Source organism: Alienimonas sp. DA493 (assembly GCF_043951915.1).
GTDB lineage: Bacteria > Planctomycetota > Planctomycetia > Planctomycetales > Planctomycetaceae > Alienimonas.
Map to the genome: position 1 here is coordinate 1 of NZ_JBINJD010000098.1, position 19,016 is coordinate 19,016.

Genomic DNA, 19,016 nt, shown 5'->3' on the forward strand with positions numbered 1-19,016 from the left:
CCCCCCCTCGCTCGCGCTTCGGGCTCACGTCACGGAGTTCAGCCCGGAACTCAGGCGGACGCGGTTTCCCGCTGTTTGGCCGTGGCGGACGCCTCGCCGGCGAACGCCTCCGCGGGGATGTGCGGGGCCTTCATCGCCTGCCGCTGGGCCTGCTCGATCCGGGCGAGGCTGCCGCCGAGAGTTTCGATGCGGGTGCGGACCTCGTGGGTCGTCTTGTCCATCCCGCCGGCGATCAGGGTGACGATGCCGAGGAACAGCAGCATTTGGCCGGCGGTGGTCAGCAACCAGCCGGTCGGGGCGTAGCCGGGGGGACCGCCGAAGTAGCTCCAGACGATGAACGCCCCGCCGACCGTCAGGCCGAGCACTCCGCCGTAGGCCAGCAACTGGCCCAGCGGGCCGGCGGTGCGGGCCGGGCCGCCGCCGAAGGCGCCGGCGGCGACCGGATCGAAATGCGGGGCGGCGGGGCCGGGCGTGTGGCCGGCGTGCACCCGTGGGGCGCTGAGCGGCACCTTGTGCGGCGGCGAGACCGCGGCGCCGGCGTCGGCGGCTCGGTTCTCGGCGGACCGGCCGGCGGCGGCCTCGGCGGGGGTGCCGTGTTCGGCGTCGAACCGCCACTGCGGCGGCTGGGTGCGGACGGTCGGCGTCCGCTTCGGGCGCTCCGCGACGGCAACCGCCGCGGCGACCGACTTCTCCTCAGCAGCCGATTGCGATTGCGGTTGCGGTTGCGGTTGCGGTTGCGGTTCCGCTCGGGGCGGGGCGAGGGCGGCCTCGCGGCGTTCGTAATCCTCGGCGAGCTTGGCGGCGCCGCCCTCCTCGAACAGGTGGCTCCACTTGTCCAGCAGTTCGCGGGCCCGCTTGGCCGCGGGCGGTTCGTCCGTCGCAGCGGCGGTCGGGCGACCGGCGACGACCGGGCCGCCGCAGGAGACGCACACCGCGGAGCCCTCGCCATCCGGTCCGCCCGCGTCGGCGGTCGCGGCGACGTCACGGCGGCAACTCGGGCACCACATCGCGGCGTTCGGCGTCGAGGGAAGGGGGGAACTGGGGAACGCCGCGGGTGCTAGTCCGCCGGCCGGCTCCGAGGCAAGACCGGCCCGGCGGGCGCCGGCCGCGTCCGCAAACCGAGGCGGTTCTTCATCGGCCCGGTCGGTCATCTTTCGGTGAACGCAACGTCATCGGCGGACGCGCGTGCGCCGGGTGCGTCACCCTTGCGTCAATCATTTCGCGGGGCCGTGGCCGAGCGCCCCCTCGGCCTGTAGCATCCCCCGCTTCCCCCGTCCGCGTTCCGGTCGCCCGCGTTTCGCCCCGTGCGAACGCCCGGCCGTCGCTCCGCACCTCGCCCCGGTTCCTTTTCAGCGTCGCCCCGGATGCCCGACCGCCCCGACCATGAGCGGATCGTCATCACCGGCGTGGGGATGACTGCGCCCAACGGCAACAGCCTCGCGGAATACCGCGCCTCGCTGCTGGCCGGCAAAAGCGGCGTGGTCCCCTTCGAAACCCGTTACATGCCCCCGGTGCTGGCCGGCGTGTGCGATTTCGACCCGCTCCGCCACCAGAACCGCCGCGAGGTCCGCCGCGGCACCCGGGCCGGCTCCGTCGCCGTCTACTGCGCCCACGAGGCCATCGCCGACAGCGGTCTGCCGTTCGAGGAGATGGACAAGGAACGCGTCGGCGTCTACCTCGGCATCACCGAGCACGGCAACGTCGAGACGGAAAACGAAATCTACGAGATTTCCCAGTTCGACTACGACACCAAAGTCTGGAGCCACCACCACAACCCCCGCACCGTCGCCAACAACCCGGCGGGCGAGGTGACGCTGAGCCTGAAGATCACCGGCCCGCACCTGACGCTCGGCGCCGCCTGCGCCGCGGGCAACGCCGGGCTGATCCAGGGCCTGCAAATGCTGCGGCTGGGCGAGGTCGACATGGCCCTGTGCGGCGGCGTCAGCGAGAGCATCCACACCTTCGGCATCTTCGCCTCCTTCGCCGCCCAGGGAGCGCTGGCCTGCTGCGGGACGGACGGCTCCCCGGCCCAGGCCTGCCGGCCGTTCGACCAGGACCGCAAGGGCATCGTCGTCGCCGAGGGCGGCGGGATCGTCACCCTGGAGCGGCTCGACTCCGCCAGGAAGCGCGGCGCCAAGGTCTACGGGGAGATCGTCGGCCACGCGATGAACAGCGACGCCAGCGACTTCGTCCTCCCCAGCCGCGACGGGCAGGCCCGCTGCCTGGAGATGGGCCTGGAGCGGGCCGGACTGGGGCCGGAGGAGATCGACCTCCTCTCCTCCCACGCCACCGCCACGGTGCAGGGGGACATCGAGGAAGCGACCGCGATCGGCAGCGTGTTCGGCGACTGCTCGACCCCGCCGGCGGTCAATAACACGAAATCCTTCATCGGCCACGCGATGGGCGCCGCCGGGGTGCTGGAGCTGCTCGGCAACCTGCCCAGTTTCGAAGACGGCGTGGTGCACCCGACCATCAACTGCCCGAACCCGGACCCCAGGTGCCCGGTCCCGAACCTCGTCGCCGAGGAACCCCGGCGGGTCGGCCGCGTGGACCACGTGCTGAACAATTCGTTCGGCATGCTGGGAATTAATTCCGTCGTGATCGTGAAGCGTCCGCCGAACGACGTCGCCTCCGCGTGGGCGAACTGAGTCGCGGGCGAACCGAAGTCGAACCTTTTTACAACGTGCTCGTATGACCCGTCCCGAAATCCGCGGGGTGATCCTCGACATCCTCGAGAACATCGCCCCGGACGAGGACCTCTCCGAACTGAACGACAGCGAACCGTTCCGGGAGCAGATGGAGCTGGACTCCATGGACTTCCTGGACATCGTCATGGAGCTGCGCAAACGCTACCGCGTGCAGATCCCCGAGGAGGATTATCCCAACCTCAACACGATGGACGGCACGGTCGATTATCTCGAACCGAAGCTGGCGGACACGCCGGTGTAGGGTCCGCTATGCGGATCGTTTATCTCACAGCGTAAGCCACTCGAGACGGTCCGCAGAGCGGACCCTACGGCATGGCCTCCCCCGCTTCTCAATACGACGTCCTGATCATCGGCGCCGGCCTGTCCGGGCTCGCCGCGGGGATTCGGCTGGCGCATTACGAAAAGCGGGTGGCGATTCTTGAACGCCACACCACGATCGGCGGGCTGAACAGCTTTTATCAGCTCCGCGGGCGCCGGCACGACGTGGGGCTGCACGCGGTCACGAACTTCCGGCCGCCGACGCTCAAGCCGCTCGGTCCGCTGGCGAAATTGTTGCGGCAACTCCGCATCTCCTGGGACGAGTTCGACCTCAAACCGCAATGCGGCAGCCGGGTGGTGATGCCGGGGGCCGACCTGCGGTTCACGAACGATTTCGAGCGCCTGCAAAGCGACGTCACCGAGCGGTTCCCGGAGCAGGTCGACGGATTTAACAAGCTCGACGCCGCCGCCATGGCGGCGGACACCTTCGACGAGTCCCCCGGTTTCCTTCCCAGCCGCGACCGGGTGCGGGAATTTATTACCGACCCGCTGCTCGAAGACCTGCTGTTCGCCCCGGTGCTGTTCTACGGCAGTCCCACCCCGCACGACTGCGACTGGCGGCAGTTCGCGATCCTCTGGCGGGCGTTGTACCGCGAGGGTTTCGGCCGTCCGCACGACGGGGTGAAGCCGATCCTCAAAACGCTCGTCCGTCGGTATAAAGCGCTCGGCGGGGACCTGTGGTTGCGGCACGGGGTGAAGGAAATCCGCTCCTCCGGCGGCAAAACCGTCGGCGTGACGCTGGACGACGGGACGGAGATCGACGCCCCCCACGTCCTCTCCTCCGCCGGTCTGCCGCAAACGGCCGAGTTGGCCGGCGACGCCGCCGAACTGCCGACCGACCCGGGGCCGCTTTCCTTCGTGGAGAGCATCAGCGTGCTGGACCGCCCCGCCGGGGAGCTGGGCTACGACGACACCGTCACCTTCTATTCCACCCGCGACCCCCGGACCGGCGACCGCTTCCGCTACGCCAACCCCGAGGAACCCTGCGACCTCACCAGCGGCATCGCCTGCTCGCCGGACAATTATCAATACGACGAACCGCACGCCGAAGGCTGCCTGCGACTGACCGTGCTGGCGAACCCGCAGTATTGGGCCGGGCTCGAACCGGACGTCTATCAAGACGAAAAGGCCCGCTGGCACGCCGCGGCGCTGGACGCGGGGCGGGACTTCGGCGTGCTGCCGGACCTGACCGGGGCCGAGGCGGGGCGGGTGCTGGACACGGATGTGTTCACCCCCAAGACGATCACCCGCTTCACCGGGCACCCGAACGGGGCGGTGTACGGCTCCGCGACGAAGCTGCGGGACGGGCGGACCGGGTTGGACGGGCTGCACGTCATCGGGACGGACCAGGGCTACCTCGGGATTGTCGGGGCGATGCTGTCCGGCGTTTCGATTGCCAACCGACTTCTCACATGACCCGCTGGACGGGCGGTTTTCGCTCCGTTTAGGGTTTGACCGTTCACCGCCCCTGATTCGCTCGTTCCCGTCCTCCATGAAGATTCTCGTCACCGGCGGAGCCGGGTTCATCGGCTCGCATATCGTGGACGGGCTGTTGGCCGCCGGTCACGAGGCGGCGGTCCTGGACGACCTCAGCAGCGGGGCGCGGGACAATCTGCCGGACGACGTGCCGCTGTACGTCGCCGACATCCGCGACGCCGCCGCGGTGCGTGAGGCGTTCGCCAAGGAGTCGCCGGACCGCGTCTGCCACCAGGCGGCCCAGATGAGCGTCTCCCGCAGCGTGCGGGAGCCGGTGTTCGACGCGGAGACGAACGTCGTCGGTCTGCTCAACGTCTGCGAGGCGGCCCGCGGGGCGGGCGTGGACCGCATCACCTTCGCCAGCACCGGCGGGGCGCTGTACGGCGACGTGACGGAGCCGGCCGACGAGGAGCACGCCCTGCTGCCGATCGCCCCCTACGGCATCACCAAAAAGGCCGGCGAGGACTACCTGCGGTTCTACGCCCTGCAGTACGGCCTGACGACCGCTGCCCTGCGGTACAGCAACGTCTACGGCCCCCGCCAGAACCCGCACGGCGAGGCCGGCGTGGTCGCCATCTTCGCCAAGAACCTGCTGGCCGGGCAGCCGATCACGATCAACGGCGACGGCAAGTACGTCCGCGACTACGTGCACGTTTCCGACGTGGCCGCGGCGAACGTCGCGGCGCTGACCGGCGAGCTGCCGAAGGGCTTCAGCGCGTTCAACGTCGGCACCGCCGTCGGCGCCGACGTGAACGAACTGGCGGACGCCGTGATCGCCGGGGTGAAGGCGACGCGGCCGGGCGTCGACCTGCCGACGCCCTCCCACGGCCCGCCCCGCGACGGCGACCTCCGCAGCAGCATCGTCTCCCCGGCCAAGGCGGCGGCGGAGCTGGGCTGGGAGCCCCGGGTGAAGATGGAGGTCGGCATCGCCGAGACCGTCGCCTGGTTCGCCGAGAACGGCTGAGCCGGCGACCCGCCCGCGGCGGCGTCGGTCGCCGGCCTATTTGCCGAGGCTCGGCCAAGCGTCGGAGTTGCTGCACGATTCCCGGCTGATTCCGGAGTCCGGCAACTCCCCGCCGAACCGCTCCTCGTAGACTTCGTGCGGGAGGTAGCAGAACTCCTCGCATTCGAAGTCGCACAGGGCGTTCTCCGGCACGCGGTCGACCGCTTCGTAGAACGCTTGGCCGCAGGCCACGATGAACCCGCGACAGTAGAGGAAGCCGTCGTCGGAGCCGTCCGTCGCCTCGTGCACCTCCTCGCGGTCGATGTCGTACAGCTTCTGTTCGAGGATCCGGTCGAACGCGATCAGGTCCTCCTCGGAGAGCGTTTCCAGGTCGCGTTGCAGCGCTTCGAGGAATACGTCCTCCTCCGGGATCATGCCGAGGTTGTCCTCGTCGAAATAACGTTCCACGAAGGCCTCCCGCTTGGCTTCGTCGCCGATCGTCCCTTCCAATTCGGTGCGGAACGCCGCGTTCTCCGGCGAGGCCTCCCAGGCGGCGTCGATCATCTGCCAGAAGCGAACTTCGTCCATGAGAGCGATCCGGTTGGGGAGCGGGAGCGAAACGCGACGTGCCCACGATATCCCGTTCGCCGCCCCGCCGCCCCGTCGGCGCTATGTTGGGGGGGATCTATTGAGGAAACACGACTTCGCGGGGACCGGGCGGTGCGGTGGCGACTGGGGGCGACGGGCTACTACAACCGCGGTTGGCGGGGGGCGTTCTTTCCGCCGGGGCTGCCGCAGTCGAAGTGGCTGTCGCACTACGCCACGCGGTTCGACGCGATCGAACTGAACGCCACCTTCCACGCGGCGCCCACCCGCCAGCGGGTGCGGGACTGGGCGGCGAAGGTGCCGGACGACTTCCGGTTCAGCCTGAAGGCCCCGCGGGCGGTCACGCACGACGTCGCCCTGAAGGACGCCGCCGACCCGCTGGCGGCGTTCCTGGAGTCCGCCGTCGAGATGGGGCCGAAGCTGGGCGCGGTGCTGCTCCAGTTCGGCCCGCACCACGGCGTGGGCGAGTTGCCGGCGCTGGAGCGGTTGCTTGCCGGCCTGCCGCACGACGAAGTGCGGTTCGCCGTCGAGTTTCGGGACGCCTCCTGGCTCGTCCCGCCGGTCTATCGCGCGCTGCGGGCCCACGGGGCGGCGTTGGTCGCGGCCGACCTGGACGACCTGCCGGCGGCGGCGGGGATCGTGCCGACGGCGGACTTCCTGTACGTCCGCCTGCTCGGCAAGCACGGACGATTCGAGTCGGAGGACCATGAATTGTTCGACCCCACCCCCCGCCTGACCTGGTGGCGGGACCGCCTGCAGCGGGCGATCGCTTCCGGCCGGTTCGGCGAGGGGGGCCCGGCGACGGCGTGGGTTCTCAGCAACAACGATTTCGCCGGGCACGCCCCCGCCACGCTGCGGCGGTTCGCCGGACTGACGGGCGTGAGTCTGCCGGGGGACGAGGCGAAGGCCCAGGCGGACCTGTTCGACTGAGGCGCCCCGCCGCGAACGACTGGCGCCGGGGGATCGCTCGCGCCCCAAGTGTCGGGTTTACGGCCTGGTCGGCCGATTGTGGGAAGACGACCACCGTCTGTTCCATCGGATCGCCGCCGTGTTGCGCCCCGCCCGCCGTCTTCTGATCGCCGCCGCGGCGATCTGCGCCGTCTCCGCCACCCTGCCCGCGGCGCGGGCGCAGGGGGTGGTCCCCGGCAGCGGCAAGCTGCTGACCCAGGCGTTGGACGACTTCGAGGCCGAAGACTGGACCTGGATCCCCAACAGCCCGAAGTCCTCCAACGAGGACGACAACCAGCGCCGCTACCCCGCCGGCCGCAGCGCCAACGGCTTCTGGGCGGAGTCCATGAAGCGGGGCATGCCGGACCATATTCTCCGGATCCCCACCCCCCCGGGCGGCCTGCCGGGCAGCAAGGGGAGCCTGCTGATCTGCACGCTCAACAGCGGCATTCCCGGCCGCACCAGCTACGAGCCGATGCAGGACGACCTGATCCTGAACTGCTCCCAGAAGGTCGGGCAGATCCCGGTCAGCCGCTCCCCCAACTTCACCGTCCGCGTCTGGATGCCGGCGTGGGAAGACTGGAGCACCTATAAAGGCAGCCACTTCGGCATCCGCGGCGCCTGCCGGACGACCACCTCGGAGCAGAAGGGCAAGTTCATCTTCACCCGCAGCGTGCAGACCACCGAGCCCTACTGGCCCGGCATGTTCATCCAGTACCTGCCCCGCGGTCTGGACGATCGGAGCGAGCCCTGCGCCGCCTGGATTATCCGCGGCAACAACCAGGGCAACGATTATCGCGGCCCGGTTATCACCAAGCCGGGCTGGTGGACGGTCGGCATGAGCTTCACCCCGGACGGCCGCGTTCACTATTACCTCTCCGAGGGCGTGGACGAACTGACCGTCGCCGACCACGTCGGCAGCGCCTTCCCCTACGGCTTCCGGGCCGAGCAGTTCGTCACGCTGTTCTTCAACTCCCTCAGCAAGAACAACGGCGTGGAGTGGGGCACCCCGTTCGTGGTCGACGATCCGAAGGTGTACTCGCTGTACTGAGCCGCGAACGATCCGAGACGGTCTCGCTCAGCCGCGATTGGGGGGCTCCTCCCCCGGTCGCGGCTGTTTTCCGTCGAGCCGGTTCGGTTCGACGACGACCACGTCCGGTCGCCGCTCCGGCGGGACGAACGTGGCGAAGGACATCGTGATCCGGGATTTTAAATAGTTCGCGGCTCCGCGCTTGATCTGCCGACGCAGCCCCGGGATCAGCAGGCTGAACCCGGCGACGTCCGTCATCAGGCCCGGGGTGAGCAGGAACGCCCCGGCGATGAGGATCAGCACGCCGTCGATCGCGGCGTCGGCCGGGGGGCGGCCCGCGGCGGCGTCCTTCCTGAGGCGACGCAGCGTCGCCGCCCCCTGATAGCGGGCCAGCGCCGCCCCGGTCAGCCCGGTGAACACGATCAGCGCGATCTCCGGCCAGAAGCCGATATATCCCGCCAGCCAATAGAGCAGCGCCAGTTCCGCGGCGGGAACCAGAACAAACAGCAGGGCGAGGCGGGCGAGCATACGGGCGGTTCCCTGGGCCTATCGTTCCATGCCGGAACCAAGGTCGTCCGCTTCGCCGCGGCCGCCGACGTGCTCCAACATGAAGCCGGCCAGCGCGGTCCAGCCGGTCTGGTGGCTGGCCCCGCAACCGCGGCCGTTGTCGCCGTCGAAGTACTCGTAGAACAGGATCAGGTCCTGCCACGCCGGGTCCTCGGCGTAGCGGACCTCCTCGCCGTGACAGGGGCGGCGGCCCTGCTCGTCCGGCTGGAACAGCGAGATGAGCCGGCGTTCGATTTCCTGAGCGACCTCGGCGAGCGTCATCGTCGTGCCGCTGCCGGTGGGGCATTCGATTTGGAACTCGTCGCCGTAATAGCGGTGGAACCGCTGGAGGGCTTCGATCAGCAGGAAATTGAGCGGGAACCAGACCGGCCCCCGCCAGTTGCTGTTCCCGCCGAACATCGAGGTGCGGCTCTCGGCGGGGGTGTAGCGGACCTCGTGGGTGGCTCCGTCGAGTTTAAAAACGTACGGCTCCTTGTCGTAAATCCTGGACATGCTCCGCACCCCGTACGGGCTGAGGAATTCCTCCTCGTCGAGGACGTAGGCGAGGATGCGCTCCAGCTTCTCCCGCGTGGGCACGCTGAGCAGCCGCAGGCCGTGCTCGCCCTCGGCGGTGTCCTGCTCCATATAGGCGAGGCCCTCCAGCATCTCCTTGCGGTTCTTCAGGAACCACCGCATCCGCTTGCGGAAGTTCGGCAGCCGGTCGATCACCGCGTCTTCCAGCACGTCGACGGTGAAGAGCGGAATAATGCCGACCATACTGCGGAGCTTCATCGTGAAGGCCCGCTCTCCGCAGATGAGGCGGTCGTAATAGAAGCCGTCCTCCTCGTCCCACAGGCCGGACCCGCCGACGGTGTTCATCGCGTGCCCGATGGCGATGTAGTGCTCGAAGAACTTGCTGGCGACGTCGGCGTACACCGGGTCTTCGCTGGCTAGTTCGAACGCGATCGACAGCATCGAGGCGCAATAAAACGCCATCCAGGCGGTGCCGTCGGCCTGCTCCAGGTGCCCGCCCTCCGGCAGATTCTTGGAACGGTCGAACACCCCGATATTATCGAGCCCTAAAAAGCCGCCGCCGAACACGTTGCGGCCGGTCGGGTCCTTGCGGTTCACCCACCAGGTGAAATTCATCAACAGCTTTTGGAACGCCCGGGCGAGGAACGCGCGGTCGCGTTTGCCGGGCTCGCCGCTCATCTGATAGACCCGCCACACCGCCCAGGCGTGCACCGGCGGGTTGACGTCGCTGAAGTTCCATTCGTAGGCGGGAATCTGCCCGTTGGGGTGCATATACCACTCCCGCAGGAACAGGATGAGCTGATCCCGGGCGAAGAACGGGTCGAGCTTGGCGAACGCCACGCAGTGAAACGCCGTATCCCACGCGGCGAACCAGGGGTACTCCCATTTGTCGGGCATCGTGAGGATGTCCCGACTGAACAGGTGCGTCCACTCGCTGTTCCGCCCGACCTTCCGCTTGTCCGCGGGCGGCGGCTGGGCCGGGTCGCCTTCCAGCCAGTCGTTGACGACGTAGTAATAAAACTGCTTCGTCCAGATCAGCCCGGCGTCCGCCTGCCGACAGATCATGCGGTCGCCCTCCGACATGCCGGAGGGATATTTGGCGTCGTAAAACGCGTCCGCCTCCGCGCGGCGGCGGTCGAACAGTTCGTCGAACTCGGGGCCGAACGGCTCCTCCGGGCTCTCCGATTCGTTGGAGAGCCGCAGTTCGACGACCGCCTCGCCGCCGCCTTTCACCCGAAGTTTATAGTGCGCGCCGGCCTTCGTGCCGGAGCGGGCCCGTTTCACGACGCCCTTTTCCGCGTGCACGATCAGACGGTGGAAGGCGTCTTTGCAGTACGGGTCGGGGTTGTCCGCGTTGAACAGGACGGACCGGTTCGTTTCGTTGTCCGTGAACAGCCAGCGGGGCTTCTTGCCCCGCATGCCGGGGCCGGCCCAGAAATTAAACGGCTCCAGACTGGCGTGCTCCGTCCGCAGGCAGCCGGCGTTGCGGTCGAGGCGGATATCCGGCCGGGGCCAAGCGCCCTCCTGTCCGTCCCGGCCCCAGCTCCAGGTGTTGCGGAACCAAAGTTGAGGAATCAGGTGCAGCGTATTGAGCGGCCCGTGATTCGTGATCGTCAGCCGGATTAAAATATCGTTCGGGCTGCCTTTGACGTACTCGCACAGCACGTCCCAGTGCCCGCGGTCGAAGGCGGAGGTGTCGGTCAGTTCGTATTCCGGCACGTCCCGGCCGCGGCGGGCGTTTTCCTCCAGCAGTTCCCGATAGGGGAAGGCGGCGTGCGGGTATTTATAGAGCCCCTTGCAGTAGGACGCGGTCGGGGTGGCGTCGAGGTAGTAGTAGCACTCCTTGACGTCCTCCCCGTGGTTGCCCTCGCGGCCGTCGAGGCCGAACAGGCGCTCCTTGAGGATGCCGTCCTCCCCGTTCCACAGCGCCAAACTGAAGCAGAGGCGGCATTCGCGGTCGGTGAAGCCCATCAGCCCGTCCTCGCCCCAGCGGTAGGCCCGGCTGCGGGCGTGGTCGTGTGGGAGGTACTTCCAGGCGTTGCTGTCCGCGGAGTAGTCCTCGCGGACGGTGCCCCACTGCCGCTCGGACAGGTAGGGGCCCCAACGCTGCCAGTTACTGCCGGGAACTCGGGCGACGGCGGCGGAGAGCCGCTGGCTTTCGACGGACGTGCCGCTGGGCTGCATGCGGGGCGGGAGCGGAGAGAACGGGCGTGGTGCGAGGCGGTCGGGGGCGGAATGGTAGCCCGGCCGCCCCCGTTCCCGAACCGCCCCGCGAAGATGCGACGCGGCGACCGCGGGTGCGCCTCGTCGCGGCGCCCGGCACGACGCGCGACACAACGCCCGTCGAGACGTCCGCCGACGCCCGGCGGCGGGGACGGGCGGACCGACCGCGGTCAGTCGGCGCGGGTCTCGCCGATGGAGCGGTCGTCGTCGTGGCGGGGCCAGGCGAGGTGGAAGGTGGCGCCGCGGTGGTCCTCGCCGACGCCGCGGCTCTCCACGGTGATGTCCCCGCCGTGCTCCCGCAGAATCTTACGGCTGACGGCCAGGCCCAGGCCGGTGCCCTTGCTGCCCTTGCCGCTCTCGAACGGTTCGAAGATCGCCTCCGCCCGGTGCGGCGGGACGCCGGGGCCGTCGTCGGCGATGTTCACCCCCACGTAGTCCGACTCCGGCCAGTGGGCGGTGGCGATCCGCACCAGGCCGCCGGAGCCGCCGCGGGCGTCGCGGCCCTCGGCGGCGGCGTCGACGGCGTTCAGCGCGACGTTCAGCACGGCCCGGTGCATCGCGTCGGCGTCGAACCAGGCGGGCGGCACCGCGGCGGCGTCCAGTTCGACGCTCACCCCCACCTCCGCCGCCCGGGCCCGGGCCAGCCCGACGGCGTCGGCCACGGTCGCGGCGACGTCGCCCCGCTCCAGCTCCGGCCGGCGGTCCTTGCCGAACGTGAGCATGTCCGTGACGAGGTGCAGAATTCGCTGCTGGTTCCGCTCCACGATCTCCCAGCCCTGCCGGGCCAGTTCCTCGTCGTGGCGGTCCAGCCCGGTCTTCACCAGGTGCCCGCCGCCGCCCAGGCCCTGCAGGATGTTTTTAATGTGGTGCGACAGGGCGGAGATCGTCTGCCCGACCGCCGCCAGCCGTTCGGCCCGCACCAGCGCCGTTTGATAGCGGACCGCCTCCACCGCCAGCGCCGCCTGTCGGCCGACGGCCAGCAGCATGTGGAGATGATCGTCCGTGAAGCGTTCCGGCAGCGGGTTGAGAATGCTGGAGCCGGCGTCGGCGGTGGTGTCGAGATACATCACCCCCTCCACGTCGTCCCGGCCCCGCAGCGGCACGCAGAGGGCCTCCCGCACACCGGCGGCCATGATGCTCTGGGTCGGGTCGAATCGGGAGTCGTGGGCGGCGTTGCCGGTCCGCAGGGCCCGCCCCGTGCTGAGAACGTGATCGGCGATCGACCGGCTGACCGGCATCGGCCGGCCGCTGGCGCCCGGCGAGCCGCCGTCCAAACTGCCGACGGCGTCGCTGCGGGCGTGGTCGCGGTCGCGGCGGGCGGCGGGACGGAGGCGCCCTTCGGAGTCGGTCAGCAGCACGCAGCCGCGCTCGGCCCCCACGGCTTCCAGCGCCAGGTCCAACAACCGGCCGAGCAACTGCTCCGTGTTGAGCGTCGGGCGGACGGCCTCCTCGGTGACGCGGTAGAGCACCTGCAGGGTGGCCGCCGCGTTGCCCACCGGCGTCGCCGCCCGCCGGCCGGAACTGGCCGGCAGCGCAGAGAGCGTCGCCCCCGTCGGGTCGTCCGTGGCGGAGCCGACAAGGCTCACCCCCGCCCGGGAGTCGTCGGAGGAGGGCCGGGAGAACAGCAGCGTCGTGCGGCCGACCTGCACGCGGTCCCCGTCGGTGAGGCGGGCGGGGCCCTTCAGCTTGGTCCCGTTGAGCAGCGTGCCGTTGGAACTGCCGATGTCGGACAGCTCGTAGCGGGCGTCCCCGCAGCGGACGACGGCGTGACGGCGGGAGACCTCCGTATCCCGCAGGCGGACGGGGTTCGCCGTCCCGCGGCCGATGCCGACCGGCACGGCCTCGACGGCCGACTGATCCGCGGTCGGCAGGGTGAACCTTCGGCCGGCGTCCGGGCCGACGGTCACCAGCAGCGTGCCGACAGTCACCGGGGCGTCGGGTTGTCGGGGGAAGGGGGCGGGAGCGAAATGGCGGGGCGGTCGCGTCGGGCGGCCTCCGGTCCGGCATTATAGCCGACGACGCATCGCCAGCGGACCCTCGATCGGCGCCGGATCGTCCGGCGGCGGGGCGGTGGCGTCCGAGCGAACCGGTTCGGGGGCGGGAAGCGGTTCGGCAATGTTTTCGACCGGCGCCGCGCCTCGGTCCGACGCCGGGCCCTGGTCCGACGGGGCGGCGAGGCCCGGCGGGACGGCGCTGTAACGGCCCCGCTCCGGCGGGGCCGCGGTCCCGGCCGGGGCGATCGACAACGGGGCCGCGAACGGGCCGGCCGGAGCGGCGGCGGGGCCGCGGTCCATGCGGGCGAGGGCTTCCTTGTCCGTCGGCCCGGCGGGCACCTCGCCGGCCAGTACGAGGTTGAAGCGGTAGGTGCCGCTGAATCCCAGCGGCAGGTCGTAGTCCGGCCGCGGGGCGAGGTGCCGGCGCAGGCCGCAGCCGCAGAGCGTCGTCGCGGCGGCGGCGACGAACAGGGCGAGCGCGGCGAATCGCGGCGAAAACGTCACCCCAAACGCATCGGCCCGCACGATCCGCCCACGCCGGTCCGGCGCCGGCGGCGCCGGACCGGAAAGCGTGGGGGACCGTGCGGGTCGTGCCGACGGGGCGGACGGCCGAACGCCGCCCCGCGTTCTTGGAGCCTCATTTCCAGGGCCCGCGGGGGGGCAGGCCCGGTTGATCGGGGCTCAGCCCTTGGCTTCGGCGTAGCGGCGGCCGACCTCGTCCCAGTTCACCACGTTCCAGAAGGCGGAGACGTAGTCCGGGCGCTTGTTCTGGTACTTCAGGTAGTAGGCGTGCTCCCAGACGTCCAGGCCGAGGATCGGCGTGCGGCCTTCCATCAGCGGGCTGTCCTGGTTGGGGGTGCTCTCCACCTTCAGGTTCCCGCCGTCGACCGTCAGCCAGGCCCAGCCGGAGCCGAAGCGGGTCTTGGCGGCCTCTTCGAACTGCTCCTTGAACGCGGCGAAGCTGCCGAAGGCGCCGTCGATCGCGGAGGCCAGCGCCCCGCTGGGCTCCCCGCCGCCGCCCGGCTTCATGATCGTCCAGAACAGGCTGTGGTTGGCGTGCCCGCCGCCGTTGTTGCGGACGGCGTTCTGCTTGTCGGCCGGGACGGCGGAGAGGTCGGCGATCAGCTCCTCGACCGGCTTGCTGTCCAGCCCGGTGCCCTCCACGGCGGCGTTCAGCTTGGAGACGTAGCCGGCGTGGTGCTTGTCGTGGTGGATCTCCATCGTCTGGGCGTCGATGTTCGGCTCCAGCGCGTCGAACGCGTAGGGGAGATCGGGGGTCGTATAGGCCATCTGAGTTCTCGGGCGTGAGGAAACGATCCGTAGGTCTCATTGTGGAATCGCCGTTCCGGACGAACAACCGACCCATTCGGCTTCGCCGGCGGAACCGGCCCCATCACTGTCGTTCTCCCCGCGGGCGTCGGGGGGTTCTCCCCACCCCCTCCGGCGGAGTCGGGGCGTGGTCGGGCTTGCCGAGGCCTTTACACTTGCGAACCGCCTCCGCCCCGGCGGGTCGTCCCCCGCCCCCGCGCCCCCTCCGCGAGCGTTCCCGTTACGTCCTCCCCCCGCACGCTGACCGCCCTGCCGGTCTACAACGAGGTCACCCACCTGCGCCCCGTGCTGGGCGAGGTGCGGCGCTACGCCGACGCGATCCTCGCGGTGGACGACGGTTCCACCGACGGCAGCGGCCCGTTGCTGGACGAACTGGCCGCCGAGTGGGCTGAAGAGGAAGGCTGTTGCGAACTGGTCGTTCTGCATCAGCCGGAGAATCGCGGCTACGGCGCCGCCCTCGTCGCCGCGTTCGACGCCGCCGTGGACCTCGGCTACGACCGGCTCGTCACCATCGACTGCGACGGCCAGCACCAGCCGGCCCTGATCCCGGACCTCGCCGCGGCCTTGGACGGCGACGGGGAGCACGTCTCCGGCCCGGTCGACATGGTCTCCGGCAGCCGCTACGCCGCGGAGTTCGCCGGCGACAGCGAGGCCCCGGAGGATCGCCGGGCGATCAACCGGCTCGTCACCCGATTCCTCAACGAACGGCTCGGCTCCGTCTGGGACGTGACGCTGACGGACGCCTTCTGCGGGTTCAAATCGTACCGGGTCGACGCCCTGAAACGGCTGGCGATCACGGACCCGGGCTACGCCATGCCGCTGCAACTTTGGGTACAGGCCGCCGCGGCGGGACTGAAGATCGCGGAATACCCGGTGCCGCGCGTGTATCTTGAGGAGGAACGCAGCTTCGGCGGCTCGCTGGACAAGTCGGCGGCCCGGTTGGCCCACTACCGCGACGTGCTCTCGGCGGAGTTGGCCCGGCATTCGCAGTTGCCGCGTGAGCCGGACGCGGCGACGTTCCTCGTCCTGCCGAATTAGCCGCCCGTTCGCCGTCCTCATTCACGTTCACGAGGACGGCGAACTCCTCCCAGATTCCCCCCGCCTGTGAAGTCCGCCCTGACGACCGCCGGCCCCGCGACCGCCGCCGCCTTTCTGGAGCCGGGCGCCCCCTCGCTGCGGGTGCCGCGGGAGGACCGGGCGATTCTGTCCGTGCCCCCGCTGGAGGCCCTGCCGGCGCTGGCGGAGGCGAACGCGGCGGCGGTCGCGGACGGTTCCGCCGCCGCCGGGTTGAACGTGCAGGGCCGCCCGCTGGGGGCGCTGCGGGACTGGACGCGACGGACGATCCTGCCGGGGGCGGCCCTCTACACCCGCTCCCTGGGCGTGACGGTCGAGGACCCGGATCCCGCCGCCCCGCTAATCGCCGGCGGGCACCAGCCGGAGCTGTTTCACCCCGGCGTGTGGGCGAAGAACTTCGCCCTCGGCCGCGTCGCCCGGCAGCTGTCGTCCCCGGAAAGCCGCGGCACGGCGCTGAACCTCGTGATCGATTCCGACCTGCTGCCCGGCACGCGGGTGCGGGTTCCGGCCGGCACGCGGCGGGCGCCGGCGGTGGAGTCCGTGCCGTTCGACGCCGACCGCTCCCCCCGCCCGTGGAGCGAAGCCGCGGTCCGCGACCCAATCCTGTTCGATTCCTTCGGCCTGCGGCTCGCCGAGAAGCTGGCGCCGTTCGGCCTGCGGCCCCTCGCCGCCGACCACTGGGGGCGGGCCTGCTGCGGCGATCGGCTGGCCCACCGGCTGACGGCCTTCCGCCGGGGCGTGGAGGGGGAGTGGGGGCTGTCGAACCTGGAGATCCCGATCGGCGCCGTCTGCGAGTCGGAGCCGTTCCTCTGGTTCGCCGGCCATCTGATCGCCCACGCGGCCCGGCTGCGGGAGGACCACAACGCCGCCCTGGACGACTACCGCGACCGGGCCGGCGTGAAGGCGGAGAACCGCCCGGTCCCGCCGCTGTCGCGAGTGGCCTCCAAAGCCGCCGGCGAGGCGATCGAACTGCCGTTCTGGGTTTGGGACGAGTCGAACCCGACCCGCCGCCGGGTGTTCGTCCGCAGCGTCGGCCGGAACCGGATGGCCCTCTCCGACGGCCCGCCGGACGAGGCGGAGGACTTCGTGGAGTTCCCCCTGTCGGAGTCGATGGACGCCTGCTGCGTGGTCGAGGCGTTGAAGAGGCTCCCGTCCCGCGGGGTGCGGCTGCGGACCCGGGCGCTGGCGACGACGCTGTTCGCCCGGCTCTGTTTGGGCGACCTGTTCCTGCACGGCATCGGCGGGGCGACCTACGACGCGGTCACGGACGGCATCGTCCGGCGGTTCTTCGGAATCGAGCCGCCCGCCTACGCCGCGGTCTCCGCCACGGCGCTGCTGCCGTTCGCCGAACCCTTCGGGGCGGATCCGGCGGGCGTGGGCGCCTTGGAACGCCGGCTCCGCGACCTGCGGTTCAACCCGGACCGGCACCTGCCGACCCCGCCGCCGGTCGCCGCGCAATCGCTCATCGACCGGAAGGAGGCGTTGATCGCGGAGCAGCGGGACGCCGCCGTCCACGGGCTGAGCCGCACCGAACGCCGGGCCCGCACCCCCGCCAACGCCGCCCGGCGGGAAGAACTGAACGCGGTGAACGCCGCCCTCGCCCAGTTCGTCGCGGAGCAGTCCGCTGCCGCCCGGGCGGAGCTGGCCGACTTGGAGGAGCGCCTCGCCGCCGACAAGCTGCTGACCAGCCGCGAGTTCAGCTTCGCCGTGTTCCCCGAGGAGGTGCTGCGGCCGTTCCTCACCGGGATTCTGAACGGTTAGCCGCCGTCTGAGCCCCGACCGTGAGGGAGGGGCCGTTCGTACGTGGCCGGTTGACGGTTCGCGTCGAATCGTTTGCACCGCCGAGAGCGGCCCCTCCCTCACGGTCGGGGCTCATCGTTCTTCGACTTCGCTCATGCCCGATCGCGTCCTCATCACCGACGTCCCCTGGGACGACCTATCCGTGGAGCGGGCGGAATTGGCGCGGGTCGGGGCGACGCTGGACCGGGCCTCGGCGAACGACGAGGCGACACTCGCCCGGGAGGCCGCCGGGGCGAGCGGGCTGCTGACCTGCTGGGCGACGGTCTCCGCCGCCGTGCTGGAGGGGGCCGGGGAATCGCTGCGGGTCGTCGCCCGGCTGGGGACGGGCACCGACAACATCGACCTCGCCGCCGCGGCCCGGCTGGGTGTCCCGGTGACGCGGGTGCCGGACTACTGCGTGCCGGAGGTTGCCGATCACACCCTCGCCCTGCTGCTGGCGATCCGCCGGGACGTGGTCGGCAGCGTGAACGCCGTCCGGGCCGGGGAGTGGGACCCGGACCGGGCCGGCGGCCTGCGGCGGCTGGCGGGGGATGCGATCGGCCTGATCGGCTTCGGCCGCACCGCCGCCGCGGTGCGGGAGCGGGCTTTGGCCTTCGGCCTGACGGTTCTCGGCGAAAACCGCAGCGGCGACGACCGCGGGACCGGCTGCGAAATGGTTTCCCGGGAGGAACTGCTGGAGCGCAGCGACGTCGTCTCCCTGCACGCCCCGTTGACGGCGGAGACCCGCCGGACGGTCGACGCGGCGTTTCTGGAGCGGATGAAGCCGGGGGCCGTCCTGTTGAACGTCGCCCGCGGCGGGCTGATCGACGCCGACGCCGTGCTCGCCGCGCTCGAGAGCGGCCGACTGGCGGCGGTCGGGCTGGACGTGTTTGAGCCGGAGCCGCCGGGGGAGCGCCTTGAGGATTGGCACCCGCTGGCCCGGCACCCGCGGGCGTTCGTCACCCCGCACACGGCGTTCCTGAGCCGGGAGAGCCTGATCGAACTCCGCACCCGGGCCGCCCGACAGGTTGCCGACGTCCTGTCCGGCCGCCGGCCGGAACATCTCGTGGATCCGGCCGTCTGGGAACGGCGGACGGGCGACTGAGCGTCGGGCAAGCCGTTGCGCCCTCACCGGCTTCGGGCGTCGCTTGCGGTTTCGCGGCGCCCGAGAGTTCTCCGTCGCTGCGAAACCGCAAGCGGTTGTCGGACACGGAACCCACGGCCCAACCCGCCTTGGTTGGGCGACTTGGGGGCACTACGCCCCGAAGGCCTTCACGCCGCTTTTCAGCGCCAGCCAGCCGATGCCGATGACCGTCAGGCAGAGGGCGACGTAGCCCATCGGGGTGATGTTGATCCACAACTCGTGGAGCCAGTTCGCGTACCACGCCGCGTACCAACAGACGTTGTCCCACAGGGTGTTCAGCAGGTTCGACATTGGACCAAGCGGGGGCAGGGGAACGCGGGGCGGCGCAACCCTGCCCCGGGCCGCGGCGAGGGGCGGTCGCTCC

At 70.6% G+C, this 19,016-nt stretch carries 17 protein-coding genes and 2 pseudogenes; 9 read left to right on the forward strand and 10 right to left on the reverse strand.

Translation table 11 applies throughout. The annotated features are described in order from the left end of the window. Window positions 1-50 precede the first annotated feature (50 nt). Window positions 51-1,151, reverse strand: coding sequence for a hypothetical protein (locus ACG2DA_RS14845; RefSeq protein ID WP_395256569.1), 1,101 nt, complete (start codon window positions 1,149-1,151; stop codon window positions 51-53). A gap of 213 nt (window positions 1,152-1,364) precedes the next feature. Between ACG2DA_RS14845 and ACG2DA_RS14850 the strand changes: the two genes are divergently transcribed. From ACG2DA_RS14850 to ACG2DA_RS14865, 4 genes are all read left to right on the forward strand, one after another. After that, entirely contained in the window at window positions 1,365-2,648 is a 1,284-nt protein-coding gene (locus ACG2DA_RS14850; RefSeq protein WP_395256570.1) for a beta-ketoacyl-[acyl-carrier-protein] synthase family protein, read from the forward strand. 43 nt (window positions 2,649-2,691) lie between these two features. Next, a complete protein-coding gene (locus ACG2DA_RS14855; protein WP_395256571.1) occupies window positions 2,692-2,949 on the forward strand; it encodes an acyl carrier protein in 258 nt (85 codons plus the stop codon). A 71-nt stretch (window positions 2,950-3,020) separates the two neighbouring features. Beyond that, on the forward strand, window positions 3,021-4,442 hold the full coding sequence (locus ACG2DA_RS14860) for a phytoene desaturase family protein (RefSeq protein ID WP_395256572.1): 1,422 nt from the start codon (window positions 3,021-3,023) through the stop codon (window positions 4,440-4,442). Between the two features lie 76 nt (window positions 4,443-4,518). Beyond that, entirely contained in the window at window positions 4,519-5,466 is a 948-nt protein-coding gene (locus ACG2DA_RS14865; RefSeq protein WP_395256573.1) for an NAD-dependent epimerase/dehydratase family protein, read from the forward strand. A 36-nt stretch (window positions 5,467-5,502) separates the two neighbouring features. On the opposite strand, the gene ACG2DA_RS14870 is transcribed toward ACG2DA_RS14865, so the two are convergent. Next, window positions 5,503-6,033, reverse strand: a complete 531-nt coding sequence (locus tag ACG2DA_RS14870) for a DUF4240 domain-containing protein (protein ID WP_395256574.1) — start codon at window positions 6,031-6,033, stop codon at window positions 5,503-5,505. A 132-nt stretch (window positions 6,034-6,165) separates the two neighbouring features. Between ACG2DA_RS14870 and ACG2DA_RS14875 the strand changes: the two genes are divergently transcribed. Then, entirely contained in the window at window positions 6,166-6,981 is an 816-nt protein-coding gene (locus tag ACG2DA_RS14875; protein WP_395256575.1) for a DUF72 domain-containing protein, read from the forward strand. Window positions 6,982-7,099: 118 nt separating this feature from the next. Next, window positions 7,100-8,050 carry a hypothetical protein gene (locus ACG2DA_RS14880; protein ID WP_395256576.1) on the forward strand — a complete coding sequence of 317 codons (951 nt, stop codon included), beginning with the start codon at window positions 7,100-7,102 and terminating at the stop codon, window positions 8,048-8,050. Window positions 8,051-8,077: 27 nt separating this feature from the next. Here ACG2DA_RS14880 and ACG2DA_RS14885 read toward each other — a convergent pair whose 3' ends face one another. The 7 genes and pseudogenes from ACG2DA_RS14885 to ACG2DA_RS14915 form a co-directional block, all read right to left on the reverse strand. After that, window positions 8,078-8,557 carry an FxsA family protein gene (locus ACG2DA_RS14885; RefSeq protein WP_395256577.1) on the reverse strand — a complete coding sequence of 160 codons (480 nt, stop codon included), beginning with the start codon at window positions 8,555-8,557 and terminating at the stop codon, window positions 8,078-8,080. 18 nt (window positions 8,558-8,575) lie between these two features. Then, window positions 8,576-11,293 carry an MGH1-like glycoside hydrolase domain-containing protein gene (locus tag ACG2DA_RS14890; protein ID WP_395256578.1) on the reverse strand — a complete coding sequence of 906 codons (2,718 nt, stop codon included), beginning with the start codon at window positions 11,291-11,293 and terminating at the stop codon, window positions 8,576-8,578. A gap of 209 nt (window positions 11,294-11,502) precedes the next feature. Beyond that, the gene (locus ACG2DA_RS14895; protein WP_395256584.1) at window positions 11,503-12,054 is read right to left on the reverse strand and encodes a sensor histidine kinase; all 552 of its coding nucleotides are present in this window, start codon (window positions 12,052-12,054) and stop codon (window positions 11,503-11,505) included. Between the two features lie 234 nt (window positions 12,055-12,288). Continuing rightward, window positions 12,289-12,981: pseudogene (locus ACG2DA_RS14900) on the reverse strand (GAF domain-containing protein); the annotation flags it as partial. After that, window positions 12,958-13,260, reverse strand: a pseudogene (locus ACG2DA_RS14905) (FHA domain-containing protein); the annotation flags it as partial. The pseudogenes ACG2DA_RS14905 and ACG2DA_RS14900, both read right to left, overlap by 24 nt. A gap of 78 nt (window positions 13,261-13,338) precedes the next feature. Next, window positions 13,339-13,830 carry a hypothetical protein gene (locus ACG2DA_RS14910; RefSeq protein WP_395256579.1) on the reverse strand — a complete coding sequence of 164 codons (492 nt, stop codon included), beginning with the start codon at window positions 13,828-13,830 and terminating at the stop codon, window positions 13,339-13,341. A 177-nt stretch (window positions 13,831-14,007) separates the two neighbouring features. Further along, window positions 14,008-14,616, reverse strand: a complete 609-nt coding sequence (locus tag ACG2DA_RS14915; protein ID WP_395256580.1) for a superoxide dismutase — start codon at window positions 14,614-14,616, stop codon at window positions 14,008-14,010. Window positions 14,617-14,904: 288 nt separating this feature from the next. Between ACG2DA_RS14915 and ACG2DA_RS14920 the strand changes: the two genes are divergently transcribed. From ACG2DA_RS14920 to ACG2DA_RS14930, 3 genes are all read left to right on the forward strand, one after another. Next, entirely contained in the window at window positions 14,905-15,693 is a 789-nt protein-coding gene (locus ACG2DA_RS14920) for a glycosyltransferase family 2 protein (RefSeq protein ID WP_395256585.1), read from the forward strand. A gap of 66 nt (window positions 15,694-15,759) precedes the next feature. Next, on the forward strand, window positions 15,760-17,490 hold the full coding sequence (locus ACG2DA_RS14925) for a hypothetical protein (protein WP_395256581.1): 1,731 nt from the start codon (window positions 15,760-15,762) through the stop codon (window positions 17,488-17,490). A 133-nt stretch (window positions 17,491-17,623) separates the two neighbouring features. Next, window positions 17,624-18,613, forward strand: coding sequence for a C-terminal binding protein (locus tag ACG2DA_RS14930; RefSeq protein WP_395256582.1), 990 nt, complete (start codon window positions 17,624-17,626; stop codon window positions 18,611-18,613). Between the two features lie 150 nt (window positions 18,614-18,763). Here ACG2DA_RS14930 and ACG2DA_RS14935 read toward each other — a convergent pair whose 3' ends face one another. Further along, complete coding sequence (locus ACG2DA_RS14935) at window positions 18,764-18,943, reverse strand: hypothetical protein (protein ID WP_395256583.1); 180 nt, start codon at window positions 18,941-18,943, stop codon at window positions 18,764-18,766. Window positions 18,944-19,016: the final 73 nt, after the last annotated feature.

Coding starts and splice junctions, on each gene's coding strand:
- ACG2DA_RS14845 (WP_395256569.1), bottom strand. CDS start 1,151: ATGACCGACCGGGCCGATGAAGAACCGCCTCGGTTTGCGGACGCGGCC.
- ACG2DA_RS14850 (WP_395256570.1), top strand. CDS start 1,365: ATGCCCGACCGCCCCGACCATGAGCGGATCGTCATCACCGGCGTGGGG.
- ACG2DA_RS14855 (WP_395256571.1), top strand. CDS start 2,692: ATGACCCGTCCCGAAATCCGCGGGGTGATCCTCGACATCCTCGAGAAC.
- ACG2DA_RS14860 (WP_395256572.1), top strand. CDS start 3,021: ATGGCCTCCCCCGCTTCTCAATACGACGTCCTGATCATCGGCGCCGGC.
- ACG2DA_RS14865 (WP_395256573.1), top strand. CDS start 4,519: ATGAAGATTCTCGTCACCGGCGGAGCCGGGTTCATCGGCTCGCATATC.
- ACG2DA_RS14870 (WP_395256574.1), bottom strand. CDS start 6,033: ATGGACGAAGTTCGCTTCTGGCAGATGATCGACGCCGCCTGGGAGGCC.
- ACG2DA_RS14885 (WP_395256577.1), bottom strand. CDS start 8,557: ATGCTCGCCCGCCTCGCCCTGCTGTTTGTTCTGGTTCCCGCCGCGGAA.
- ACG2DA_RS14890 (WP_395256578.1), bottom strand. CDS start 11,293: ATGCAGCCCAGCGGCACGTCCGTCGAAAGCCAGCGGCTCTCCGCCGCC.
- ACG2DA_RS14895 (WP_395256584.1), bottom strand. CDS start 12,054: ATGCTCACGTTCGGCAAGGACCGCCGGCCGGAGCTGGAGCGGGGCGAC.
- ACG2DA_RS14915 (WP_395256580.1), bottom strand. CDS start 14,616: ATGGCCTATACGACCCCCGATCTCCCCTACGCGTTCGACGCGCTGGAG.
- ACG2DA_RS14930 (WP_395256582.1), top strand. CDS start 17,624: ATGCCCGATCGCGTCCTCATCACCGACGTCCCCTGGGACGACCTATCC.
- ACG2DA_RS14935 (WP_395256583.1), bottom strand. CDS start 18,943: ATGTCGAACCTGCTGAACACCCTGTGGGACAACGTCTGTTGGTACGCG.